Origin of the sequence: Schwartzia succinivorans DSM 10502 (assembly GCF_900129225.1) — a bacterium.
GTDB lineage: Bacteria > Bacillota > Negativicutes > Selenomonadales > Selenomonadaceae > Schwartzia > Schwartzia succinivorans.
On sequence record NZ_FQUG01000002.1, the window covers coordinates 541,718 to 560,810 of the forward strand.

Sequence of the window (19,093 nt, forward strand, 5' to 3'; positions counted from 1 at the left end):
AAAAATGAGCAAAGTGGCGATTGTGATCGGCAGTGATTCTGACTGGCCGATTATGAAACCGGCGGCTGAGGTTCTGAAGCAGTTCGGCGTGGAAGCCGAGGTGACGGTGGCATCCGCTCATCGTACACCGGCAAAGGTTCGTGAACTTGTAACAACCGCAGGGGAGAGAGATGTACGCCTCTTTATTGCGGCGGCAGGCGGCGCAGCACATCTCGCCGGTGTCGTTGCCAGCTATACGACGCTTCCGGTTATAGGTGTTCCTATCAATGCGTCGGCCCTGAACGGCCTGGATTCGCTTCTGGCTACCGTGCAGATGCCGTCGGGCATTCCGGTTGCAACTATGGCAATCAACGGAGCAAAGAATGCGGCACTTTTTGCGGTGGAGATTCTGGCTGTGGGAGATGCGGCTTTATCCGCAAAGATGAAGGAGTACCGCGAGAAGCTTGCAAAAGAGGTCGATGAAAAAGCGGCCCGTGTGCAGGCACAGATTTGAGTGCAGTGTTAATATAAAAAACGCAGAGCATGCAGCTATACTGCGTTATGACCACTTATAGAAGCATTTGATTATGTACTTTATGGGAGGAATTTTTCAGCATGGAAAAGAAGGAAGCACTTTACGAGGGCAAGGCAAAGATTATCTACGCGACAGACAAAGCAGATGAGCTGCTGGTCTATTATAAGGATGATGCTACGGCAGGCAACGGCGCCAAAAAAGGTACGATTGCCGATAAGGGTATCATGAACAACAAGATGACGGCGTTCTTCTTTGAACTTCTTGAGAAGCAGGGAATCAAGACACATTATGTCAGCATGCCGAGCGAACGCGAAATGCTCGTAAAGAAGCTCGATATGATTCCGCTGGAGGTTGTCATGCGCAACGTTGCTGCAGGCTCTCTGGCTGAGCGTCTTGGACTTGAAGAGGGTACAGTTCTCTCGAAGCCTATCGTTGAGCTTTATTATAAGAGTGACAAACTCGGGGATCCGATGCTGAATCATTATCATATTCAGGCTGTCGGGCTTGCAACTCCTGAAGAGGTTGCAAAGGTCGAGGAGCTGGGACTTAAAGTCAATTCTATTCTCAAGGATTTCCTCAAGGAGAAAAAGGTTGACCTCATTGATTTCAAGCTTGAGTTTGGACGTTATAACGGAGAGGTTGTTCTGGGTGATGAGATTTCTCCGGATAATTGCCGCTTCTGGGACAGCGATACTCATGAGAAGCTGGATAAGGACCGCTTCCGTCGTGATTTGGGAAATGTTGAAGGCGCATACAAGGAAATGCTTCGCCGCCTGACAGGAGAAGAAAGATAAGATGTATGAGCTTTTAGGGAACAAATGGCATGAAGAATGCGGAGTCTATGGTGTGTTTGCGCACGATGAGGATGTGTCTGCGCTGACGTATCTCGGACTTTATGCGTTGCAGCACCGTGGACAGGAGAGTGCCGGTATTGCGGTTACTGATGGAGCATGGATGGATGTTACACGGGGCATGGGCCTTGTTAACGAGGTATTTCGTCATCAGGTGCCCCATATGGACAATCAGTACATTGCTATCGGGCACGTACGCTATTCCACGACGGGCTCCAGCCTTCTGCAGAATACACAGCCTTTGATTGTCAATTATTCCGGTGGAAAAATCAGTCTTGCACACAACGGCAACCTTACGAATGCTATGGAGATTCGTAAAAAGCTGGAGGATGACGGGACGATTTTTCAGACCTCAATTGATACTGAGGTTATTTTGAATCTTATTGCCCGCTCCCGCAAGGAGACTGTTGAGGAACGTCTTGCAGACAGCCTTAACCAGGTCAAGGGCGCATACTGTATCACGCTTATGACCGAGAATAAGCTCATCGGAGCACGCGACCCGCAGGGCTTCAGACCGCTCTGCCTTGGAAAGCTTGAAAACGGCTGGGTGCTTTCCTCTGAGAGCTGTGGTCTTGATGTTATAGGCGCGGAATTCGTGCGCGATATTGAGCCGGGTGAAATGGTCATCATTGATGACAGCGGTATAAAATCCGTACATTTTGCACCGAAGCAGCAGCTTGCTTCCTGCATATTTGAATATATCTATTTTGCGCGTCCTGATTCGGTCATAGACGGACAGAGTGTGCATGATGCGCGCTTTATGATGGGACGTATTCTTGCCCGCGAAAGTAAGTTTAAGGGCGATATTGTTATTTCAGTACCTGACTCCGGTACAACGGCGGCGACGGGCTATGCCTACGAAGCAGGAATTCCTTTCGTTGAAGGCCTTATGAAGAATCGCTATATCGGGCGAACATTCATTCAGCCGACACAGAAGAAACGCGATACGGCCGTTCAGCTGAAGCTGAATGCAATCCGTTCTGTTGTCGAGGGCAAATCTGTAATCATGGTTGATGATTCCATAGTGCGCGGTACGACAAGCGGAAAGATTGTAAAAATGCTCCGCAATGCCGGCGCAAAGGAAGTGCATATGTGCGTCAGCTCACCTCCGATTGGATTCCCCTGCTACTACGGAATCGATACGTCTGTGCGTAAGGAGCTTATTGCGGCTAAAAAATCTGTGGAGGAGATTCGCCAGTACATAGAGGCTGATTCACTGCATTTCCTCTCTATAGAAGGACTCAAGGAGTCTCTTACAGCGGTTAACCCGAATAATATGTGTTACGCATGCTTTAACAGCGATTATCCGGTTGAGCAGGGCAAGCAGCCTGAGGGCTCCGGCAAATACGTTTTTGAGCAGCGCAAGTGCTGATTTTTTGCGCCTCATTCCGGCATAAGGGATGAGGCGCAATCCATACTATCCGGAATTTTGGAGGTAACTCATGGAGAATAAAAAACTTACATACCGCGATGCAGGTGTGGATATTGATGCAGGAAATTATTCCGTACAGCTCATAAAGGACAGCGTTAAGGCAACGTACCGCCCTGAGGTATTGGGAGATCTTGGCGGCTTTGGCGGGCTTTTCGCTCTTTCGACAAAATATAAGGAACCGGTGCTTGTTTCCGGAACAGACGGAGTCGGTACGAAGCTTAAGCTTGCATTCATGCTCAACAAGCATGATACGGTAGGACAGGATGCTGTTGCTATGTGTGTCAATGATATTCTCGTACAGGGCGCGGAGCCGTTGTTTTTCCTTGACTATCTTGCTGTAGGAAAGCTAGATCCCGAGCAGGTCGCATCCGTTGTTAAAGGCGTTGCAGGCGCATGCAAGGAATCCGGATGTGCGCTTATTGGCGGCGAGACGGCCGAAATGAACGGGTTTTACCCGGTAGGAGAATATGATATCGCCGGTTTTGCGGTAGGTGCTGTAGAAAAATCCGAAATCATCACCAGCGAGCGGGTAAAAGAAGGAGATGTCATTCTTGGACTTCCTTCATCAGGACTTCATTCCAACGGTTTTTCTCTCGTCAGAAAAATCGTGTTTGAGCTGAAGGGCTTCAAGGGTGATGAATATATCGAAGACCTCGGAAAAACTATCGGGGAGGAGCTTTTGACTCCGACTCGTCTTTATCCGCGTGTCTGCCTGCCTCTTATCCGTGATTTTAATCTGCACGGGATGGCACACATCACAGGCGGCGGCTTCTATGAAAACATTCCCCGCGCTCTTCCTGATGACATGGGTGTCGAGATTGACGCAGGCGCATGGAAAATGCCTAAGATTTTTGAATTGCTTCAGAAATGGGGCAACGTGGACTGGCCGGAAATGTACCGCACGTTTAACATGGGCGTGGGTATGGTTATCATTGCTGCACCTGAGGATGCGGATAAAATCCGTGCTTCCCTTGAAGGAAAAGGCGAGACGGTCTATACACTTGGTCATGTGACAAAGGGTAAGCATGAAGTTGTTATCAAAGGCGGAGTGTTCAATGGCTGATAAAGAGAAAATCGGTGTACTATGTTCGGGACGTGGTACAAACCTCCAGTCTATCATTGCTGCAGTTGAAAGCGGACAGATCCCTGCACCTATAGGTGTAGTTCTCACAGACAAACCCGATGTTATGGCACTTGAACGTGCCGAAAAAGCAGGTATTCCGAATTTTTGTGTCAACAGAAAGGAATGCTCCGATAAGCAGGAGTTTGAGGAAAAGCTCGTTGAAAAGCTGCGGGAGCATGGTGTTACGCTGGTTGTTCTGGCCGGCTTTATGCGTATTTTGAGTCCGTATTTTGTACGTGCCTTCAAGGGCAGAATCCTGAATATACATCCTGCGCTTTTGCCGTCCTTCCCGGGCGCGCATGCGCATCGTGATGTGCTGGAATATGGCGTGAAGGTTTCTGGAGTCACTGTTCATTTCGTCGATGAAGGTATGGACAGCGGACCAATCATTCTGCAGGCGGCTGTTCCCGTTGAGGATGATGATACTGAGGATACGCTTGCAGCCCGTGTTTTGGTAGAGGAGCATAAGATTTATCCCCGTGCCATTGAACTTTATTTGAAAAACAAGCTGAAGGTAGAGGGCCGAATGGTCCGTATTTTAAAATAAGTGAGGAGCGTGGATTTCATGAAGATTAAACGTGCATTGGTTAGTGTATCGGACAAGACCGGCGTTGTTGAGTTTGCGCGCAAACTGCATGCGGCAGGCGTTGAGATTGTTTCGACGGGAGGGACTATGCGTGCTATCAAGGAAGCAGGCATTCCTGTCATGTATGTAAGTGATGTAACGGGATTCCCTGAAATCATGGATGGACGCGTGAAAACTCTTAATCCGTATATTCACGGGGGAATACTTGCAGTACGTGACAACCCTGAGCATGTGGCTTCCATGAAGGAGCATAAGATAACTCCGATTGACCTTGTCGTTGTCAATCTGTACCCGTTCAAGGAAACAATCGCAAAGCCGGACGTAACTCTTGCGGAAGCTATTGAAAACATTGATATCGGGGGACCGGCAATGATTCGTGCAGCTGCGAAGAATTTCAAGTTTGTTACAGTCGTTACGAATCCGAAGCGCTATGATGAGGTTGCGGAAGCAATCATAAAGGACGGCTGCACGTCGGGGATGCTCCGCATGCAGCTGGCACAGGAAGCATTTGCTCATACGGCGGAATATGATGACTGCATTCAGAACTATCTGAAGCAGCAAATCAGTAAGTGAGGCGTAGAATGAAAATTGCAGTTATTGGCAGCGGCGGCCGTGAACACGCGCTTGCATGGAAGCTCAGTCAGAGCAGGCATACGGAAAAGCTTTACGCTGTTCCGGGAAATCCCGGAATGGCGGATATCGCTGAGTGTGTATCGGGCATCGATATCGAGGATAACGATGCCATCGTAAAATTTGCCAAAGACAAAGAAATTGACCTTGTGGTAATCGGCCCTGAGGTGCCGTTGACAAATGGTGTTGTTGACGCACTTTCGGCAGAAGGAATCAAGGCGTTTGGCCCTACCGGAAAAGCGGCAGAGCTTGAAGGCTCAAAGGTTTATGCAAAGCTGGTCATGAAACGTTACGGGATTCCCACGGCACGCTATGAGGTGTTCGGAGATGCGGGCCGTGCGCGCGTATATGTACGTCAGATGCGCCAGCCATTTGCTATCAAGGCTGACGGCTTGGCCGCCGGAAAAGGTGTCATACTGACAAAGGATGCGGACGAGGCTGTTGCGGCAATAGATACTATTATGACCGACAAGGCGTTCGGCGAGGCAGGAAGCCGTGTTGTCATTGAGGAATTTATGCAGGGCGAGGAAGCGTCTGTTCTCGCGTTTACGGACGGAAAGACTATCGTACCTATGGTTCCGTCACAGGACCACAAGGCGGTCTATGACGGCGACAAAGGGCCGAATACAGGCGGCATGGGAACGTACGCACCTGCACCGGTTATTACGCCGGATATCATGGACCGTGTCAAAAAGGAAATTCTTGAGCCGATGGTTGAAGCCATGAACAAAGAGGGACGTCCTTATAAGGGCTGTCTCTATGCGGGACTTATGATTACAGACAAGGGTCCTAAGGTAGTTGAGTTCAATGCACGCTTCGGAGACCCTGAGACGCAGGTTGTTCTTCCGCTTCTGAAAAGCGACCTCGTTGAGGTCATGCTTGCATGTATTGACGGCACTCTGGACAAGACGCCTATCGAGTGGTCGGACGGCGCGGCAGTTTGTGTAGTCATGGCATCCGGCGGATATCCCAGAAGCTATGAAAAGGGCAAGGAAATAACGGGTCTTGATGCCGCAAAGGCTGACGGCGATATAGTGTTCCATGCAGGCACAAAAAATGTTGACGGCAAAATCGTAACCAACGGCGGACGTGTACTTGGTGTCGTCGGACAGGCAGAAAACATAAAAGCTGCTGTTGATAAGGCGTACGAAGGGGTTAAGAAAATTTCCTTCGATAAAGAATATCACCGTACGGATATAGCCCACAGGGCGCTTGAGCGTCTTTGAAGCTTTGGATTAAAGAAAAGCGAGGTCTGATTCAGACTTCGCTTTTTTGATTAATGAATACTGTTCAGTAAATTTAGAAAATGTGATAAAATGAAATATATAATCAGATTTTTACATAAGAAGGCGGATTTCGTATGATAAAAAAATTGCTTGCAGGCTTGTCTGTCGGAGTCATTTTGATTACAGGAGCTGTAGAAACCGCATATGCAGGATTTGGTACAGAAATAGGAGTATATTTCCCGGCAGGCGGAGGTTCATCCGGCTCGTCAGGTTCATCTGTGGGCTATGCCGGCTTTACGGTTGACAAAGTAGCTCAGGAGCTGACGGTTGAAGAAAAGCACGGCGGGCTTGTCATGGAGCTTTGCATAACAAATGAGGGCGATACGCCGTACACAATTGAGCATAGGGACGGACAGATATATGAGTTTGTCATTTTGGACAAACGGGGCAAGGTGCTCTGGAAATGGTCCGAAGGTATGGCGTTTACGCAGGCACTCACGTCATCAACTGTTGGAGCGAAGGATTCGGTTGTTTACAAGGCGGAAATAAAGCGTTCTGATTACAAAAAAATACGCGACAATGCGGCTGTTGTTACCGCGTTTCTGAAGGATACGCCGTACACAATTTCTGCCAGTATCCCCGAACGAATACAGGAAAGCGGAGGATCTTCGATACATGGAGCAATACGTATCGGTATGGGGAATGGGCGCTGGTACGATGATTGACAGAACAGGGGGCGTGAGCAATGAAAAAAGCAATAGGGATTTTGCTTTTACTCGTAGTTCTTGCGACAGGCGGGTATTTTGGTTTTAAGCTTCTGTTTCCTTCAGAGGAAAAGGAAGCAGAACAGCCTGCACAGGAGGAGGTTGTTACTGAGGTTCCTCCTGAGGAAAAAACATGGAAGGATTCAGTTGTCGAGATGGCAGCGGGGGCAAAGAAGGCTGCGGTAGAATTTTATAACGTACTTATAACTGATAAAAAGAGAGTGCCGGCAGAGAATGGCGGCAAGGAAAAGACGGGTAAAAAAGAAAAACCTGTAGATAAAAAACAGAGTGAGGCAGCTGCCCGTCAGGAAAAAGAAACACAGGCTGAGGATCTTATCAAGCAGGGAAATCAGAGCCTCCTCAGGAAAAACTACGCCGAGGCAGATGAATCCTTCAAAAATGCAGCTGAACTGGCACAGTCAAATGAAAAGAAATACAGGGCTCTCCGAGGCCGTGCTATGGCATCAAAGATGCTTGGGCAGGGGGAGGCTGAATGTGCTTTTGGCAAAGCCATGCTGGAGTTTGCGTCAAATGACGGTGAAAAGGCGAACGCTTACGAGGCAATGGGTAACGGATATGAAAATCTGCAGGGCTATTTTGATGCGGTGAATGCTTATCAAAAGGCTTCAGAGCTTTACAAGGCTGCCGGCAATACAGAGATGGCGTGGACAACACAGGTATCCTGTTCCAAGGTTATGCGCCGTGGGCTGAATGATTATATAGGTGCATCGCAAAGCATCGGCCGTGCATGGGAGATTGTGGATAAAAGCACGATGGAGGAAGGCGCGAAGCGCGACATAAAATGGATGCTTTGTCTGGAATATGCTGACAACTGCAGGCTGGCCGGTGACCGCTATGGGCAGCTGAACTGGAACCGTGAAGCAGTAAAATATAATCCTGACTGGAAACAGAATGCAATGATGATTGAACGTGAACTGAAGACACAGGGAGTAATTTGAGTAATAATTCTCCATACAGCATTGAAAACGATGCTGTGTGGAGAATTTTTTTATGATGGAGGGAAGTGATAAAATATCGAACAAAATTTCTTGGAAAATATGTTCCGAAAGTATTGCACGAATATCTGTTCTGTGATAATATAGACACGAACAAAAGTTCCAAGAAGATGTGTTCGAGAAACTTACGGGAGATGTTGATTATGAAAAAATTGATTTGGGCATTCGCTGCACTTTACTTGTTTCTTTTTCCTCCGTTTAACCTGGATAATGCTTATCTCAGAAGTGACAGATTTGATACGGTTACAGTATCACGTAATGAAAGTGTATGGGATATTGCAGGACGTTATACTGTTGACGGAAAACAGGCAAAGAAGCTAACCGCGGCAATTATTGAGGTCAATGGTTTAACCTCAGATGGCGCTGTACGCACCGGACAAAAGCTCAGAATCCCTGTACTGGTGAAGGAACTGCCACCCCAGATGGCTGAAAGATAACTTGGATTTTTGGTTGTATCTCATTATTTCAAAGTGTATAATATAACCAAGTATTTATTGCGGTTATTCTTATGCATAAAGGAGCGAATGAAGAATGAATTCGGAAATCATTAACCTGATTCGTACAGAATCTAAAAGCAAAAGCTCGGATGCACTTGATAAGATTATTGCATGCTGCGGGCACATGAAGGAAGTCGGTATCAACGGAAGAGATATTGATTCTATCAATGGATACGTGACAGTCCTTGTGACACAGGCAGCAAAGGAAGAAGTTGCAGAGCTTTTGGAGAGGCAGGATTAAATAATAAGAAAAAGTCGGGCTCGGCATAATGCCGAGTCCGTTTTTTTGCAGGAGGAAAAAATGACGTTTAGCTGGTTCTTGTTTGAATTTATAGGTACAATTGCCTTTGCTGTTTCAGGCTCAATGGTTGGCCTTTCAAGACGGATGGACATTTTTGGGGTGGCTGTGCTGTCCATTTTGACGGCAGTCGGAGGAGGAATACTTCGCGACATTTTGATGGGAGTGACACCTCCGCTGGCATTTCGTACTCCTTCGGGCCTTTTGCTTCCGATAGTGACGGCGCTGATTGTTTCAGGACTGTATGTGAAGCTCAAGGTGACAAAAAAAGAGAAAATCTGGCTTGGTCATATTTATAATATATCAGACACCATTGGGCTGGCGGCGTTTACTGTTACAGGTGCCATGATGGGGCTGGGCGGGGATATAGCGTATATCCTGCCGGCTACATTGGGAGTCAGTACCGGAATCGGAGGAGGTATACTTAGGGACCTTATGGCGCAGCGTGTTCCTGTTGTCCTCAGAATGGATGTGTATGCAATAGCTTCTCTGGCAGGAGGGCTGGCTCTATGCGCTGTTTGGTATGCCGGTTACAAGGAATTTGCATCATGGGTAGGATTTTCGGTTGTGCTTTTATTGCGTTTTGGTGCGATTCATTTCGGATGGCAGCTCTATCATCCGAGACCGGAGGGCATTAGAAAAAGGTCATCGGGAAAATGTTGATGATACGAAATATCTTCAGTCCGTTGACAGAGGAAGTTTTGCCTGTGGCAAAACTGGAACGAAGGCGTTATACCTCGGCAGATGATTTTTTGATAAATTCAGTTTGACAAAATGAGGTTTGAGTCCGAAAATGGATGATGCCTCGGTGAAATGCCAAATAGGAAAGTTTGTCGTGGACAAACTTTGATTAAAGGCATTATAGCTCGACAGATGGTTTTTGCGGTATATACAGTTGTGTTGGAAAAGAGAATTCAACACGAAAATGCAGGCTGTCTCGCTGAAACGCTGACAGAGGAAGTTTTGCCTGTGGCAAAACTGGGACGAAGGCGTTATAATAAATTAGATTGTGTTTGGAGGGGTTTTATGGAGTCAGGGGAAGCTTTTTGGTGGGGTGCTTTGTACGCTGTGCCACTGTGGCTGATGGGCTTTTTGTACATCATTCCGATGTGGCGTCTTGGTAAAGCAAGCCTTAAATTTTATCTTTTTACCAGTTTTGAAATCTTTTGGGTTATCAATTATTTTGGAGTATGGGCCGTACAGGATGAGCTTCATTGGCGTGCAACGTTCGTGGAGCCTGTTATAAAGTACGGTGCAGCTGTTGGAGCTGTATTTTTCGCTGTATGGGGGATATATGCGTTAATGCGGCGCAGCAAAACTTGCGGGGAAAAGGGCGAGTAAAGAATGAAAAAAGCAGTTATAGGTATTATTGCGGCTGCTCTTATGATGAGCATGGGAGTCGTGCAGGCGGCAGGAGGAGCATCTGCCGGCACACCTGACCGTATTACCATCAATCTTGCAAGTCGTATTCTGACCTTGTATCAGAATGGACGCAAGGCGTATATGTATCATATATGCGCAGGAAAAATCGAAACTCCGACTCCTGTCGGTAATTTTACCGTCAGTGACAAAGAAGAAAATCCGACCTGGGTTGACCCGAAGGACCATAAGAAGCGTGTTGAGCCGGGAGAGGAAAATCCATTGGGCCAGCGCTGGATTGGATTTTATGATATGTACGGAATCCATGGTACGAACCGTCCGGACTCTATAGGCGGTTATTATTCCAATGGATGCATCCGCCTTAATGAAGAGGATGTTGAGCAGCTTTATCCTAAGGTGGAAATCGGAACAAAGGTGGAAATCTATTATAACCGCCTTGTTATCGAGACAATGGACGACGGTACTGTAGTTTATTACGTGTACCCTGACGGATACGGCCGTCAGCCGCTTGATGTACGCAGCGTCCGTAAGGCTCTTGATGAGTACGGAGTAGGCGTTTTTCTGACTAATGAGGATATAAGTGAAAAGATTGAGAACGAGGATGGCGGACCGACGTTTTTGCCGCGTACCTTCCGCATTGAAATTGACGACCGCTGGCTTTCTGCAAGAGCAGTAATGCCTGCGGACAGCCCGCTTTATCTTCCGGTGCAGGCGCTTTCAAATGTGACGAAGATTGACTATACCCGTGATGTCAGCAGTGGGACGGTAAGCACTGTTCTTGGGACGGCTCAGGGAGTTGTTTTCGGAAACCAGCTTTTTGTAAAGGCTGATGAAGGCAAAGTGTTGTTTGGTCTCAGCGGAGATATAGATGCTGACAGAACAATGAGACTTGTAACTAATAAGCCGATAGAAGCAAAGCCGGAAGAAAAAGCACCGGATAATAAAACAAATTATGTGGTTCAGACAGAAAGACCTGCAGCAGAAAAGGGCACATCCAAAATGAATGGGTTTTTGCCTGAGGCGGGAGTTCCGTCGAAAATTACTTCAATCGTACAGGGGAAAACAAAATGAGTCAGCGTTTTATGATATTAGACGGGAGCAGTCTGCTCTTCAGGGCTTTCTATGCGCTTCCGTTACTGACATCGCCGACAGGCGAATACACTAATGCTGTTGTAGGCTTTTCCAACATGCTTCAGAAAATGATAGCAGAATATAAGCCTGACTGCATGGTCGTCGCCTTTGATAAGAGCCGTCATACATTTCGCACGGAAATGTTTGCGGACTACAAAGGAAATCGTGATAAGGCACCTGAGGAATTTTCTGCGCAGGTGCCTCTTCTTCGTGAATTTCTTGAGGGATGGGGCATACCTTTCCTTGAAATGGATAATTACGAGGCTGATGATATCATCGGTACGCTTTCAAAACGCGCGGAGGAGGCAGGCGGCTACGAGGTTCTGATAGTGACGGGAGATCGCGATGCGCTGCAGCTTGTATCCAAGGATGTAAACGTACTCTATACGCGCAAGGGAATTTCTGACATTGTCCGCTATGATGAGGCGGCTTTTAAGGAAAAGTATGGTTTTGAGCCTATTCGTCTGATTGACCTTAAAGGCCTTATGGGGGACAGCTCCGATAACATTCCGGGAGTTCCGGGGGTCGGGGAAAAGACTGCGACAAAGCTTTTACTTCAGTTTGGGTTTCTTGAGGATGTTTATGCCCATATTGATGAGGTTTCGGGTAAGAAGCTCAAGGAAAAGCTGACGGAAAATCAGGCACAGGCGGAGCTTTCCAAGAAGCTCGCAACGATTGAACGCAATGCTCCGGTTGAATTTACACCGGAGGAGTACGCAATAACGCCGGATCATGAGCGTTTTTTTGCTTTTTGTGATAAATATGGTATGCGCTCAGCACGTCAGGGCTTTGAAAAGCTGTATCCGGCCCAGGGGACGCTTCTTTTAGAGCTTGGTACAGAGGAAACAGAGCAGAAGCATAAGGCGGCACGTATCGCAGGCAGAAATGAGGCAGAGGTCTTTGCGGATAAGCTGCGGAAGGCATCGGTTCCTGCGTTTTGCGGAGTATACGAGGGAAAAGTGCCTCATCTGAAGCTTCGTGCATTGGGACTCTCTACGGGAGATGAAAATGCGGTTGTCGAATCCGGCAGTGAGGCGTGGGACATATTGTATCCTCTTTTGGAAGATGCTTCGCTTCACTGGGTAACAATCGACCTCAAGAGCTTTTACCATGTTGGGGGAAGCAGGGAGGCACATGTAGAGGATGTGCAGCTGGCCGCGTATTTGGCAGATCCGTCGATAGGAACGGCGGACGTTGAACAGCTGCGCAGCATATGGCTTCCGTCTGCTCCGGCAATTTCCGCGGACGAAGATGAAACAGAGAAGGCGGCAGAAGGCGCCGGAATTGTATCAAAGCTTTGGCCTGTAATATTTGAGAAGCTCAAGGGCTATGATATGGAAAAACTCTATAACGATATGGAAAAACCGCTTGTGGCTGTGCTTGCCGAGATGGAGGAGAACGGTATCTATGTTAACCGTGACCGTCTGAGCGCCCAGGCTGAAGCTGTCGGGAAAAAGCTTCTGGATTTGGAGCAGGAGATTTATACTCTGGCAAAGCATCCGTTTAATATTAATTCTCCCAAGCAGCTTGGCGAGGTGCTCTTTGATGAGCTGGGCCTTCCGGCGCAGAAGAAGACAAAAACCGGGTACTCTACGAATGCAGAGGTGCTGAACAGCCTTCGTTATGTTCATCCGATTGTTGAAAAAATTCTCGAATACAGGCTTTGGATGAAGCTGAAATCGACGTATCTGGACAGTATCGGAGAGCTTATAGATAGTGAAACAAAGCGCGTTCACACCACCTTTAACCAGATGGTTACCGCGACGGGAAGACTTTCAAGCTCTGACCCGAATCTGCAGAACATTCCTGTCCGTAAGGAAGAGGGACGCATCATCCGTGAGTTTTTTGAGCCCGGTGAGGGATATGATTACCTTCTTTCTGCAGATTATTCGCAGATTGAGCTTCGTATTCTGGCACATCTTTCGCAGGATAAAAACTTTGTCAACGCCTTTACGCACGATGAGGATATTCATGCACGCACGGCCTCTGAGGTGTTCGGGGTACCGATGGAGGATGTTACCTCGGAGCTTCGCAGACGTGCAAAGGCTGTAAATTTTGGTATAGTCTACGGAATAAGCGATTACGGTCTTTCACAGGACCTTGGGATATCGCGGAAGGACGCGGCAGGATATATCAAGAGTTATTTTGAAAAATGCCCGGGAGTAAAATCCTTTATTGATGGTACTGTTTCGGAGGCACATGAAAAGGGCTATGTGACAACTCTCTTCGGACGTCGCCGCGATCTGCCGCAGATACACAGCAAAAATTTCACTCAGCGTTCCCTGGCGGAGCGTATGGCGATGAATACCCCTATACAGGGAACTGCAGCAGATATAATAAAGCTGGCGATGGCAGCTGCATATCGTGCGATTAAGGATGCAGGTCTTAAGAGCCGCATACTGCTTCAGGTGCACGATGAGCTGGTTATAGAGACGACTGAAGAAGAGCTTTCAAAGGTACAGGAAATCCTTCGGGGTGCTATGGAGAAGATAGTTTCGCTTTCGGTGCCTTTGCCGATAGACATTCATTACGGTAAAAACTGGGCAGAGGCGAAATGAGGAGACAGCATATGCGTATTATCGGATTGACAGGCGGTATTGCAAGCGGCAAAAGTACTGTTTCGAAGCGTCTTCATGAGCTTTACGGTGCCGCACATATTGATGCCGACGAGGCTGCGTACCGTATTGCTGAGCCCGGTGCGCCGCTTTGGCGTCTTTTTGTGGAGCGCTACGGAAAAGAAAAGGCTCTTAAGGAGGATGGCACGCTGGATCGTGCTTCCATAGGAAAAATAATTTTTGCAAATCCGGATGAAAGAGCCTGGCTTGATTCTGTTTCGCATCCGCTTGTAAAGGAAGAGCTTTTGGGAAAGCTTGAGGACTGCAGAAGACTCGGAGCTGAGGCTGCTGTTCTTGATGTACCGCTTCTTTACGAGGTAGGCTGGGAGAATATGGCAGATTCAGTATGGGTTGTTTATGTAAGTCCCGAAACACAGCTAAAACGCCTTATGGAGCGGAACAACCTCACGGAAGAGCTGGCCCTTGACCGCATATCATCGCAAATGCCTTTGGCGGAAAAAAAGGCGAGGGCTGATGTTGTTATTGACAACAACGGGGACCTTGAGTCAACAAACCGTCAGATAGATAAAGCCTGGAATGAAGAATTTTCGAAATAAATCAGGAGGTAGTGCTTTTGACGCGGCTTCAGACAATAATTATGAATAAACGCAAGAAGACGCGGAAAAAATACGCCTTCTTGTTTGTAGCCGGAGTCGTGCTTATGACGCTTGTTTTTTGCAGCTTTTATGAATTCGAAACGGTGCAGAAAAAATATTTTTATCCGTATCCCTATAAGGAATTCGTCGAGCGCTATGCAGAAGCAAATGGAGTAGACAGTGCCCTGGCGGCCAGTGTAATTATGAATGAGAGCAAATTCAGGCCTGATGCGAAATCACACAGGGGTGCTATCGGACTCATGCAGATTATGCCCGAAACAGGAGAATGGATTTCGGTGCAGCTTGAGGAGGAGAGGTTTACTCCGGATATGCTGCATGACCCTGAGACCAATATTCGCTATGGAATATGGTATCTTGCAGAGCTGAGGCAGGAGTTTTACGGCAACGACATTCTGGCGCTGGCGGCATACAACGCAGGACGCGGCATGGTACATGAGTGGATGGAAGAAAAGAAATGGAAAAAAGGTTTTCACTCGATATCCGAGATTCCGTACGCCGAGACTCGTGAGTACGTTGTAAAGGTTTTGAAAAATAAAGAGAAATACCAGTCGTTATATGAAAGAAGATAAGGACTGTTTGTAATATTGCGAGGACTAAATGGAAAAATATTGTATCGTCCCACAAAAATCAAATAAATTTTGGCAGCTCGTACAGGATATGACGCTTTCGGAGAAACAGGCGGCACTTCTCAAGGGCTGCTTTGTTCGTCATGTAGAGGTTTCACCTCAGGATGCCCGATGGGAGATTCTTCTGGAGACAAAAGAGCTTTTGGAGGATGCGCTTCTTGATGGCGCATCGGCACATATTTGCAAAAAAAACGGACTTCGCGAGGTGCTTTTTTACCAAAAGGTAGAGGATCTTTCCTCAGTGCTTGAAAATATCTGGGGAAGGCTTACAGGTAAAGTGACGTCAGATGCTCCGGCACTTCGTATGCTGCTCAGAAATGCGAAAAAGGAGCTGAAAAACGGTACGCTTAGGGTAGGTCTCAGCTCTGCTATGGCTGCAACGCTTATTAAAAATCATTCTCTGGCAGAAAGACTTCAAAAGGCAATCGGAGAAATGACAGGCTGTTACTGTGATGTAGAGTGTGAAGCGTATGACGGCGAAATGCTGGAGCTTCCGGATATAGAGAAAACAATCTACCGCATGAGTGCCTATAAGCAGGCTGCAAAGCAGGAGCAGGTACGTGAAGCAAATCCTGAACCGAAGCCAAAGCAGGAGATAAATCCGGCAAATGGGGGCGGAGAACACCCGAGACGTCGTCCCAAAAAGAAAGAAACGGCTCCGGGCTGTATATTTGGCGGTGGCGTCGATGGGCGTGTAATACCTATTCAGGAAATTGAAAATGAATCAAAGGATATTGTAGTACTCGGCGAGATAGAGTCTGTCGACAGCAGGGATTTAAGAGAGACGACAATCCTGCTCATGGATGTGGCGGATGAGACACAGGGCATCAGCACGAAAGCCTTTTTCAAGGATCATGATGAGTTTGAAAAGGTAATAGGTTCCCTAAAGGTCGGAATGCGTGTGAGAGTAAAGGGCTCTATACGTTTCGATATATATCAGAACGACCTTGTAATGTTTGTTGACAGCGTAAAGGAGGAGCCTGTAACTCAGCGTGAGGATAATGCTGAGGAAAAGAGGGTTGAGCTGCATCTTCATACACAGATGAGTGCTCTTGATGCTGTAGTATCTACCAAAAAGATGATTCAGACAGCGGCACGCTGGGGCTGGCCTGCTGTTGCCATTACAGATCACGGTGTTGTTCAGGCATTTCCGGAAGCCATGGATGCAAGTGGAAAGTACGGAATCAAAATCATCTACGGAATGGAAGGCTATTTGACAGGCGATGACTACAAGCAGCGCTTTGCAAATCATATAATCCTTCTGGCGAAAAACCTTGTGGGACTGCACAATCTGTATAAACTCGTATCTGTTTCACATCTGCGCTTTTTCTACCGCGGCCGTCCACGTATACCAAAGCCGATTCTGGAAGAATTCAGGGAAGGGCTTATAATTGGCTCTGCCTGCGAGGCAGGGGAGCTTATCCGCGCTATTGTTGCTCACAAAAGCGATGAAGAGCTTATTGAGATTGCGTCATTTTATGATTATCTTGAGATTCAGCCCATAGGCAACAATGCATTTTTGAAGCGCAGCAGTGAATTCCCTGATGTGCAGACTGATGACGATTTGATAAAAATAAATCTTAAAGTGGCGGAGCTTGCAAAAAAGCTGGATAAAATGCTTATCGCTACCTGCGACGTGCATTTCCTCAACCCTGAGGACGCGATTTACCGAACGGTTATCATGGCAGGAAACGGCTTTGAGGATGCCGAGCAGCAGCCGCCGCTCTACCTGAGAACGACAGAGGAAATGCTGAAGGAATTTGAATATCTTGGTGAAGACCTGGCCTATGAGGCATGTGTAACTAATCCGAGAAAGATTGCTGACATGGTCAAAGCCTTCAAGCCGATTCCGGATAATCTCTATTCTCCGATGATTCAGGGAGCTGATGAAGCTATCAGGAATATGTCATATAACCGCGCTCATGAATGGTACGGAGAAAATCTGCCTGATATCGTACAGAAACGTCTCGACCAGGAGCTTGTTCCCATCATAGGACACGGGTTCTCCGTCCTTTATCTTATTGCGCATAAGCTGGTACGTCAGTCTAACGAGGACGGATATCTTGTTGGTTCACGAGGCTCCGTAGGTTCATCGTTTATCGCAACAATGACGGATATCACTGAGGTCAACCCGCTGCCGCCGCATTGGCGCTGCCCTCACTGCAAATTCAGTGAATTTATAACGGACGGCTCCTATGGCTGCGGCTATGACCTTCCCGACAGGGACTGTCCTGTATGCGGAACGCCGCTTATAAAGGACGGACATGATATACCGTTTGCGGTCTTTTTGGGCTTTGACGGAGATAAGGTTCCTGATATCGACCTTAACTTCGCCAGCGTTTACCAGAACCGTGCCCAAAAAAATACTCAGGCACTTTTTGGTAAGGACAACGCTTATCGTGCCGGTACTATAGCGACTGTGGCTGATAAAACTGCCTACGGCTATGTAAAGAAATTCTATGAGGAAAAGGGACAGAAGAAGCGCCCTGCCTTCATACAGCGCATAGTCAACGGCGTAGTCGGAACAAAGCGTACAACAGGACAGCATCCTGCGGGCGTTATGGTTGTTCCGCGAAATATGGACATCCATTTTTTCTCGCCGGTGCAGTATCCTGCCAACAAAAAAGAAGCAGGAACGATAACAACGCATTTTGATTATCACTCTATAAGCAGCCGTCTTGTTAAGCTTGATAATCTGGGGCATGATGATCCGACGGTCATAAAAATGCTTGAGATTTTGACGCACCGTGACCCGAAAACGATACCGTTCGATGATCCTGCAACACTGAGTCTTTTCCATTCGACGGAAGCGCTGGGTGTTACTCCGGAAGAGCTGGGGGCTACATCGGGAACATTTGGTATTCCGGAGTTCCGTACCAGCTTCACACGTCAGATGATAGATGACACGCACCCGAGCTGCTTCAGCGACCTGGTGCGCATATCAGGATTTTCTCATGGTACCAACGTATGGCTGGATAACGCACAGACTCTTATCAAGGCAGGCACGTGCACGCTGCATGATGCTATATCTGCCCGTGATGATATCATGATGTACCTTATCCATAAGGGGATTGACCCGCTGCTCTCCTTCAAGACAATGGAGGCTGTCAGAAAAGGAAAGGGTATCAAAGAGGATGTTGTCGCAACGCTGAAAGAGGGCGGAGTGCCTGACTGGTACATAGAATCCTGCCAGAAGATACAGTACCTGTTCCCACGTGCTCATGCGACGGCATACGTCATGATGGCTTATCGCATAGCCTTTTGCAAGGTACACTACCCGTTGGCATTCTATGCCGCGTACTTTTCCATTCGTGCCGATGCCTTCGATGTCAACATAGTCTCGGCAGGCAAAGAGGCCGTAAAAGAACAGCTAAAACGAATAGAGGCAATTGATAAGCCTGATGATAAACAGAAGGAGCTTATGATAGTCCTTCAGATTGCCTGGGAAATGTACTTGCGCGGATATTCAGTGGAAAAGGTTGACCTCTATCGCTCGGATGCAGAGAACTTCATAATTCTCGAAAAATCCCTGCTGCCACCGTTCACATCACTGAAAGGCTTCGGCACCGTCGCCGCGAAAAGTCTGGTGGAGGCAAGAAAGGATGGACACTTTACATCTATTGCCGATATCAGGAAAAGAAGCTCCGTATCGAAAACAAATATCGAGCTTCTTCGTGAGCATGGCAGCCTTGAGGGCATGATGGAAAGCGACCAGATGGAGCTTTTTTGAAAACTACCTTGAAAAAATGTAAAAAACACGAAAAACTCACTTGAAAAAATGTAAAAT

At 47.5% G+C, this 19,093-nt stretch carries 18 protein-coding genes; all 18 read left to right on the forward strand.

All coding sequences use genetic code 11. The features are described from left to right. Positions 1-4: 4 nt before the first annotated feature. Complete coding sequence (gene purE, locus BUA83_RS02395; RefSeq protein ID WP_072934568.1) at positions 5-493, forward strand: 5-(carboxyamino)imidazole ribonucleotide mutase; 489 nt, start codon at positions 5-7, stop codon at positions 491-493. Between the two features lie 101 nt (positions 494-594). Then, entirely contained in the window at positions 595-1,308 is a 714-nt protein-coding gene (purC, locus tag BUA83_RS02400) for a phosphoribosylaminoimidazolesuccinocarboxamide synthase (RefSeq protein WP_072934569.1), read from the forward strand. A 1-nt stretch (position 1,309) separates the two neighbouring features. Beyond that, positions 1,310-2,737 (forward strand): amidophosphoribosyltransferase, encoded by a 1,428-nt coding sequence (purF, locus tag BUA83_RS02405; protein ID WP_072934570.1) that lies wholly within the window; start codon positions 1,310-1,312, stop codon positions 2,735-2,737. Between the two features lie 70 nt (positions 2,738-2,807). Further along, a complete protein-coding gene (purM, locus tag BUA83_RS02410; RefSeq protein ID WP_072934571.1) occupies positions 2,808-3,860 on the forward strand; it encodes a phosphoribosylformylglycinamidine cyclo-ligase in 1,053 nt (350 codons plus the stop codon). After that, positions 3,853-4,467: a phosphoribosylglycinamide formyltransferase gene (purN, locus tag BUA83_RS02415; RefSeq protein ID WP_072934572.1), complete on the forward strand. Its 615-nt coding sequence runs from the start codon at positions 3,853-3,855 to the stop codon at positions 4,465-4,467. Before purM ends, purN begins: the two co-directional genes overlap by 8 nt. Before the next feature lie 18 nt (positions 4,468-4,485). After that, entirely contained in the window at positions 4,486-5,079 is a 594-nt protein-coding gene (locus BUA83_RS02420) for an IMP cyclohydrolase (RefSeq protein WP_072934573.1), read from the forward strand. Positions 5,080-5,087: 8 nt separating this feature from the next. Further along, positions 5,088-6,362 (forward strand): phosphoribosylamine--glycine ligase, encoded by a 1,275-nt coding sequence (gene purD / locus BUA83_RS02425; protein WP_072934574.1) that lies wholly within the window; start codon positions 5,088-5,090, stop codon positions 6,360-6,362. 134 nt (positions 6,363-6,496) lie between these two features. Then, positions 6,497-7,087, forward strand: coding sequence for a BsuPI-related putative proteinase inhibitor (locus BUA83_RS02430; protein WP_072934575.1), 591 nt, complete (start codon positions 6,497-6,499; stop codon positions 7,085-7,087). A gap of 20 nt (positions 7,088-7,107) precedes the next feature. Further along, positions 7,108-8,085 carry a hypothetical protein gene (locus tag BUA83_RS02435; RefSeq protein ID WP_072934576.1) on the forward strand — a complete coding sequence of 326 codons (978 nt, stop codon included), beginning with the start codon at positions 7,108-7,110 and terminating at the stop codon, positions 8,083-8,085. 200 nt (positions 8,086-8,285) lie between these two features. Then, complete coding sequence (locus BUA83_RS02440; protein WP_072934577.1) at positions 8,286-8,579, forward strand: LysM peptidoglycan-binding domain-containing protein; 294 nt, start codon at positions 8,286-8,288, stop codon at positions 8,577-8,579. 94 nt (positions 8,580-8,673) lie between these two features. Continuing rightward, positions 8,674-8,880, forward strand: a complete 207-nt coding sequence (locus BUA83_RS02445) for a hypothetical protein (protein WP_072934578.1) — start codon at positions 8,674-8,676, stop codon at positions 8,878-8,880. 60 nt (positions 8,881-8,940) lie between these two features. Then, positions 8,941-9,600 (forward strand): trimeric intracellular cation channel family protein, encoded by a 660-nt coding sequence (locus BUA83_RS02450; protein WP_072934579.1) that lies wholly within the window; start codon positions 8,941-8,943, stop codon positions 9,598-9,600. Between the two features lie 150 nt (positions 9,601-9,750). After that, the gene (locus BUA83_RS02455; RefSeq protein WP_072934580.1) at positions 9,751-10,278 is read left to right on the forward strand and encodes a hypothetical protein; all 528 of its coding nucleotides are present in this window, start codon (positions 9,751-9,753) and stop codon (positions 10,276-10,278) included. A 3-nt stretch (positions 10,279-10,281) separates the two neighbouring features. Continuing rightward, entirely contained in the window at positions 10,282-11,388 is a 1,107-nt protein-coding gene (locus BUA83_RS02460) for a L,D-transpeptidase (RefSeq protein ID WP_072934581.1), read from the forward strand. Further along, entirely contained in the window at positions 11,385-14,006 is a 2,622-nt protein-coding gene (polA, locus tag BUA83_RS02465) for a DNA polymerase I (RefSeq protein ID WP_072934582.1), read from the forward strand. Before BUA83_RS02460 ends, polA begins: the two co-directional genes overlap by 4 nt. An 11-nt stretch (positions 14,007-14,017) precedes the next feature. Continuing rightward, positions 14,018-14,620, forward strand: coding sequence for a dephospho-CoA kinase (gene coaE, locus BUA83_RS02470; RefSeq protein WP_072934583.1), 603 nt, complete (start codon positions 14,018-14,020; stop codon positions 14,618-14,620). Between the two features lie 17 nt (positions 14,621-14,637). Beyond that, positions 14,638-15,249 carry a lytic transglycosylase domain-containing protein gene (locus BUA83_RS02475; RefSeq protein ID WP_234988197.1) on the forward strand — a complete coding sequence of 204 codons (612 nt, stop codon included), beginning with the start codon at positions 14,638-14,640 and terminating at the stop codon, positions 15,247-15,249. 28 nt (positions 15,250-15,277) lie between these two features. Further along, entirely contained in the window at positions 15,278-19,036 is a 3,759-nt protein-coding gene (locus tag BUA83_RS02480) for a PolC-type DNA polymerase III (RefSeq protein ID WP_072934584.1), read from the forward strand. Positions 19,037-19,093: the final 57 nt, after the last annotated feature.

Coding starts and splice junctions, on each gene's coding strand:
- purE (WP_072934568.1), top strand. CDS start 5: ATGAGCAAAGTGGCGATTGTGATCGGCAGTGATTCTGACTGGCCGATT.
- purC (WP_072934569.1), top strand. CDS start 595: ATGGAAAAGAAGGAAGCACTTTACGAGGGCAAGGCAAAGATTATCTAC.
- purF (WP_072934570.1), top strand. CDS start 1,310: ATGTATGAGCTTTTAGGGAACAAATGGCATGAAGAATGCGGAGTCTAT.
- purM (WP_072934571.1), top strand. CDS start 2,808: ATGGAGAATAAAAAACTTACATACCGCGATGCAGGTGTGGATATTGAT.
- purN (WP_072934572.1), top strand. CDS start 3,853: ATGGCTGATAAAGAGAAAATCGGTGTACTATGTTCGGGACGTGGTACA.
- BUA83_RS02420 (WP_072934573.1), top strand. CDS start 4,486: ATGAAGATTAAACGTGCATTGGTTAGTGTATCGGACAAGACCGGCGTT.
- purD (WP_072934574.1), top strand. CDS start 5,088: ATGAAAATTGCAGTTATTGGCAGCGGCGGCCGTGAACACGCGCTTGCA.
- BUA83_RS02430 (WP_072934575.1), top strand. CDS start 6,497: ATGATAAAAAAATTGCTTGCAGGCTTGTCTGTCGGAGTCATTTTGATT.
- BUA83_RS02435 (WP_072934576.1), top strand. CDS start 7,108: ATGAAAAAAGCAATAGGGATTTTGCTTTTACTCGTAGTTCTTGCGACA.
- BUA83_RS02440 (WP_072934577.1), top strand. CDS start 8,286: ATGAAAAAATTGATTTGGGCATTCGCTGCACTTTACTTGTTTCTTTTT.
- BUA83_RS02445 (WP_072934578.1), top strand. CDS start 8,674: ATGAATTCGGAAATCATTAACCTGATTCGTACAGAATCTAAAAGCAAA.
- BUA83_RS02450 (WP_072934579.1), top strand. CDS start 8,941: ATGACGTTTAGCTGGTTCTTGTTTGAATTTATAGGTACAATTGCCTTT.
- BUA83_RS02455 (WP_072934580.1), top strand. CDS start 9,751: ATGCCAAATAGGAAAGTTTGTCGTGGACAAACTTTGATTAAAGGCATT.
- BUA83_RS02460 (WP_072934581.1), top strand. CDS start 10,282: ATGAAAAAAGCAGTTATAGGTATTATTGCGGCTGCTCTTATGATGAGC.
- polA (WP_072934582.1), top strand. CDS start 11,385: ATGAGTCAGCGTTTTATGATATTAGACGGGAGCAGTCTGCTCTTCAGG.
- coaE (WP_072934583.1), top strand. CDS start 14,018: ATGCGTATTATCGGATTGACAGGCGGTATTGCAAGCGGCAAAAGTACT.
- BUA83_RS02480 (WP_072934584.1), top strand. CDS start 15,278: ATGGAAAAATATTGTATCGTCCCACAAAAATCAAATAAATTTTGGCAG.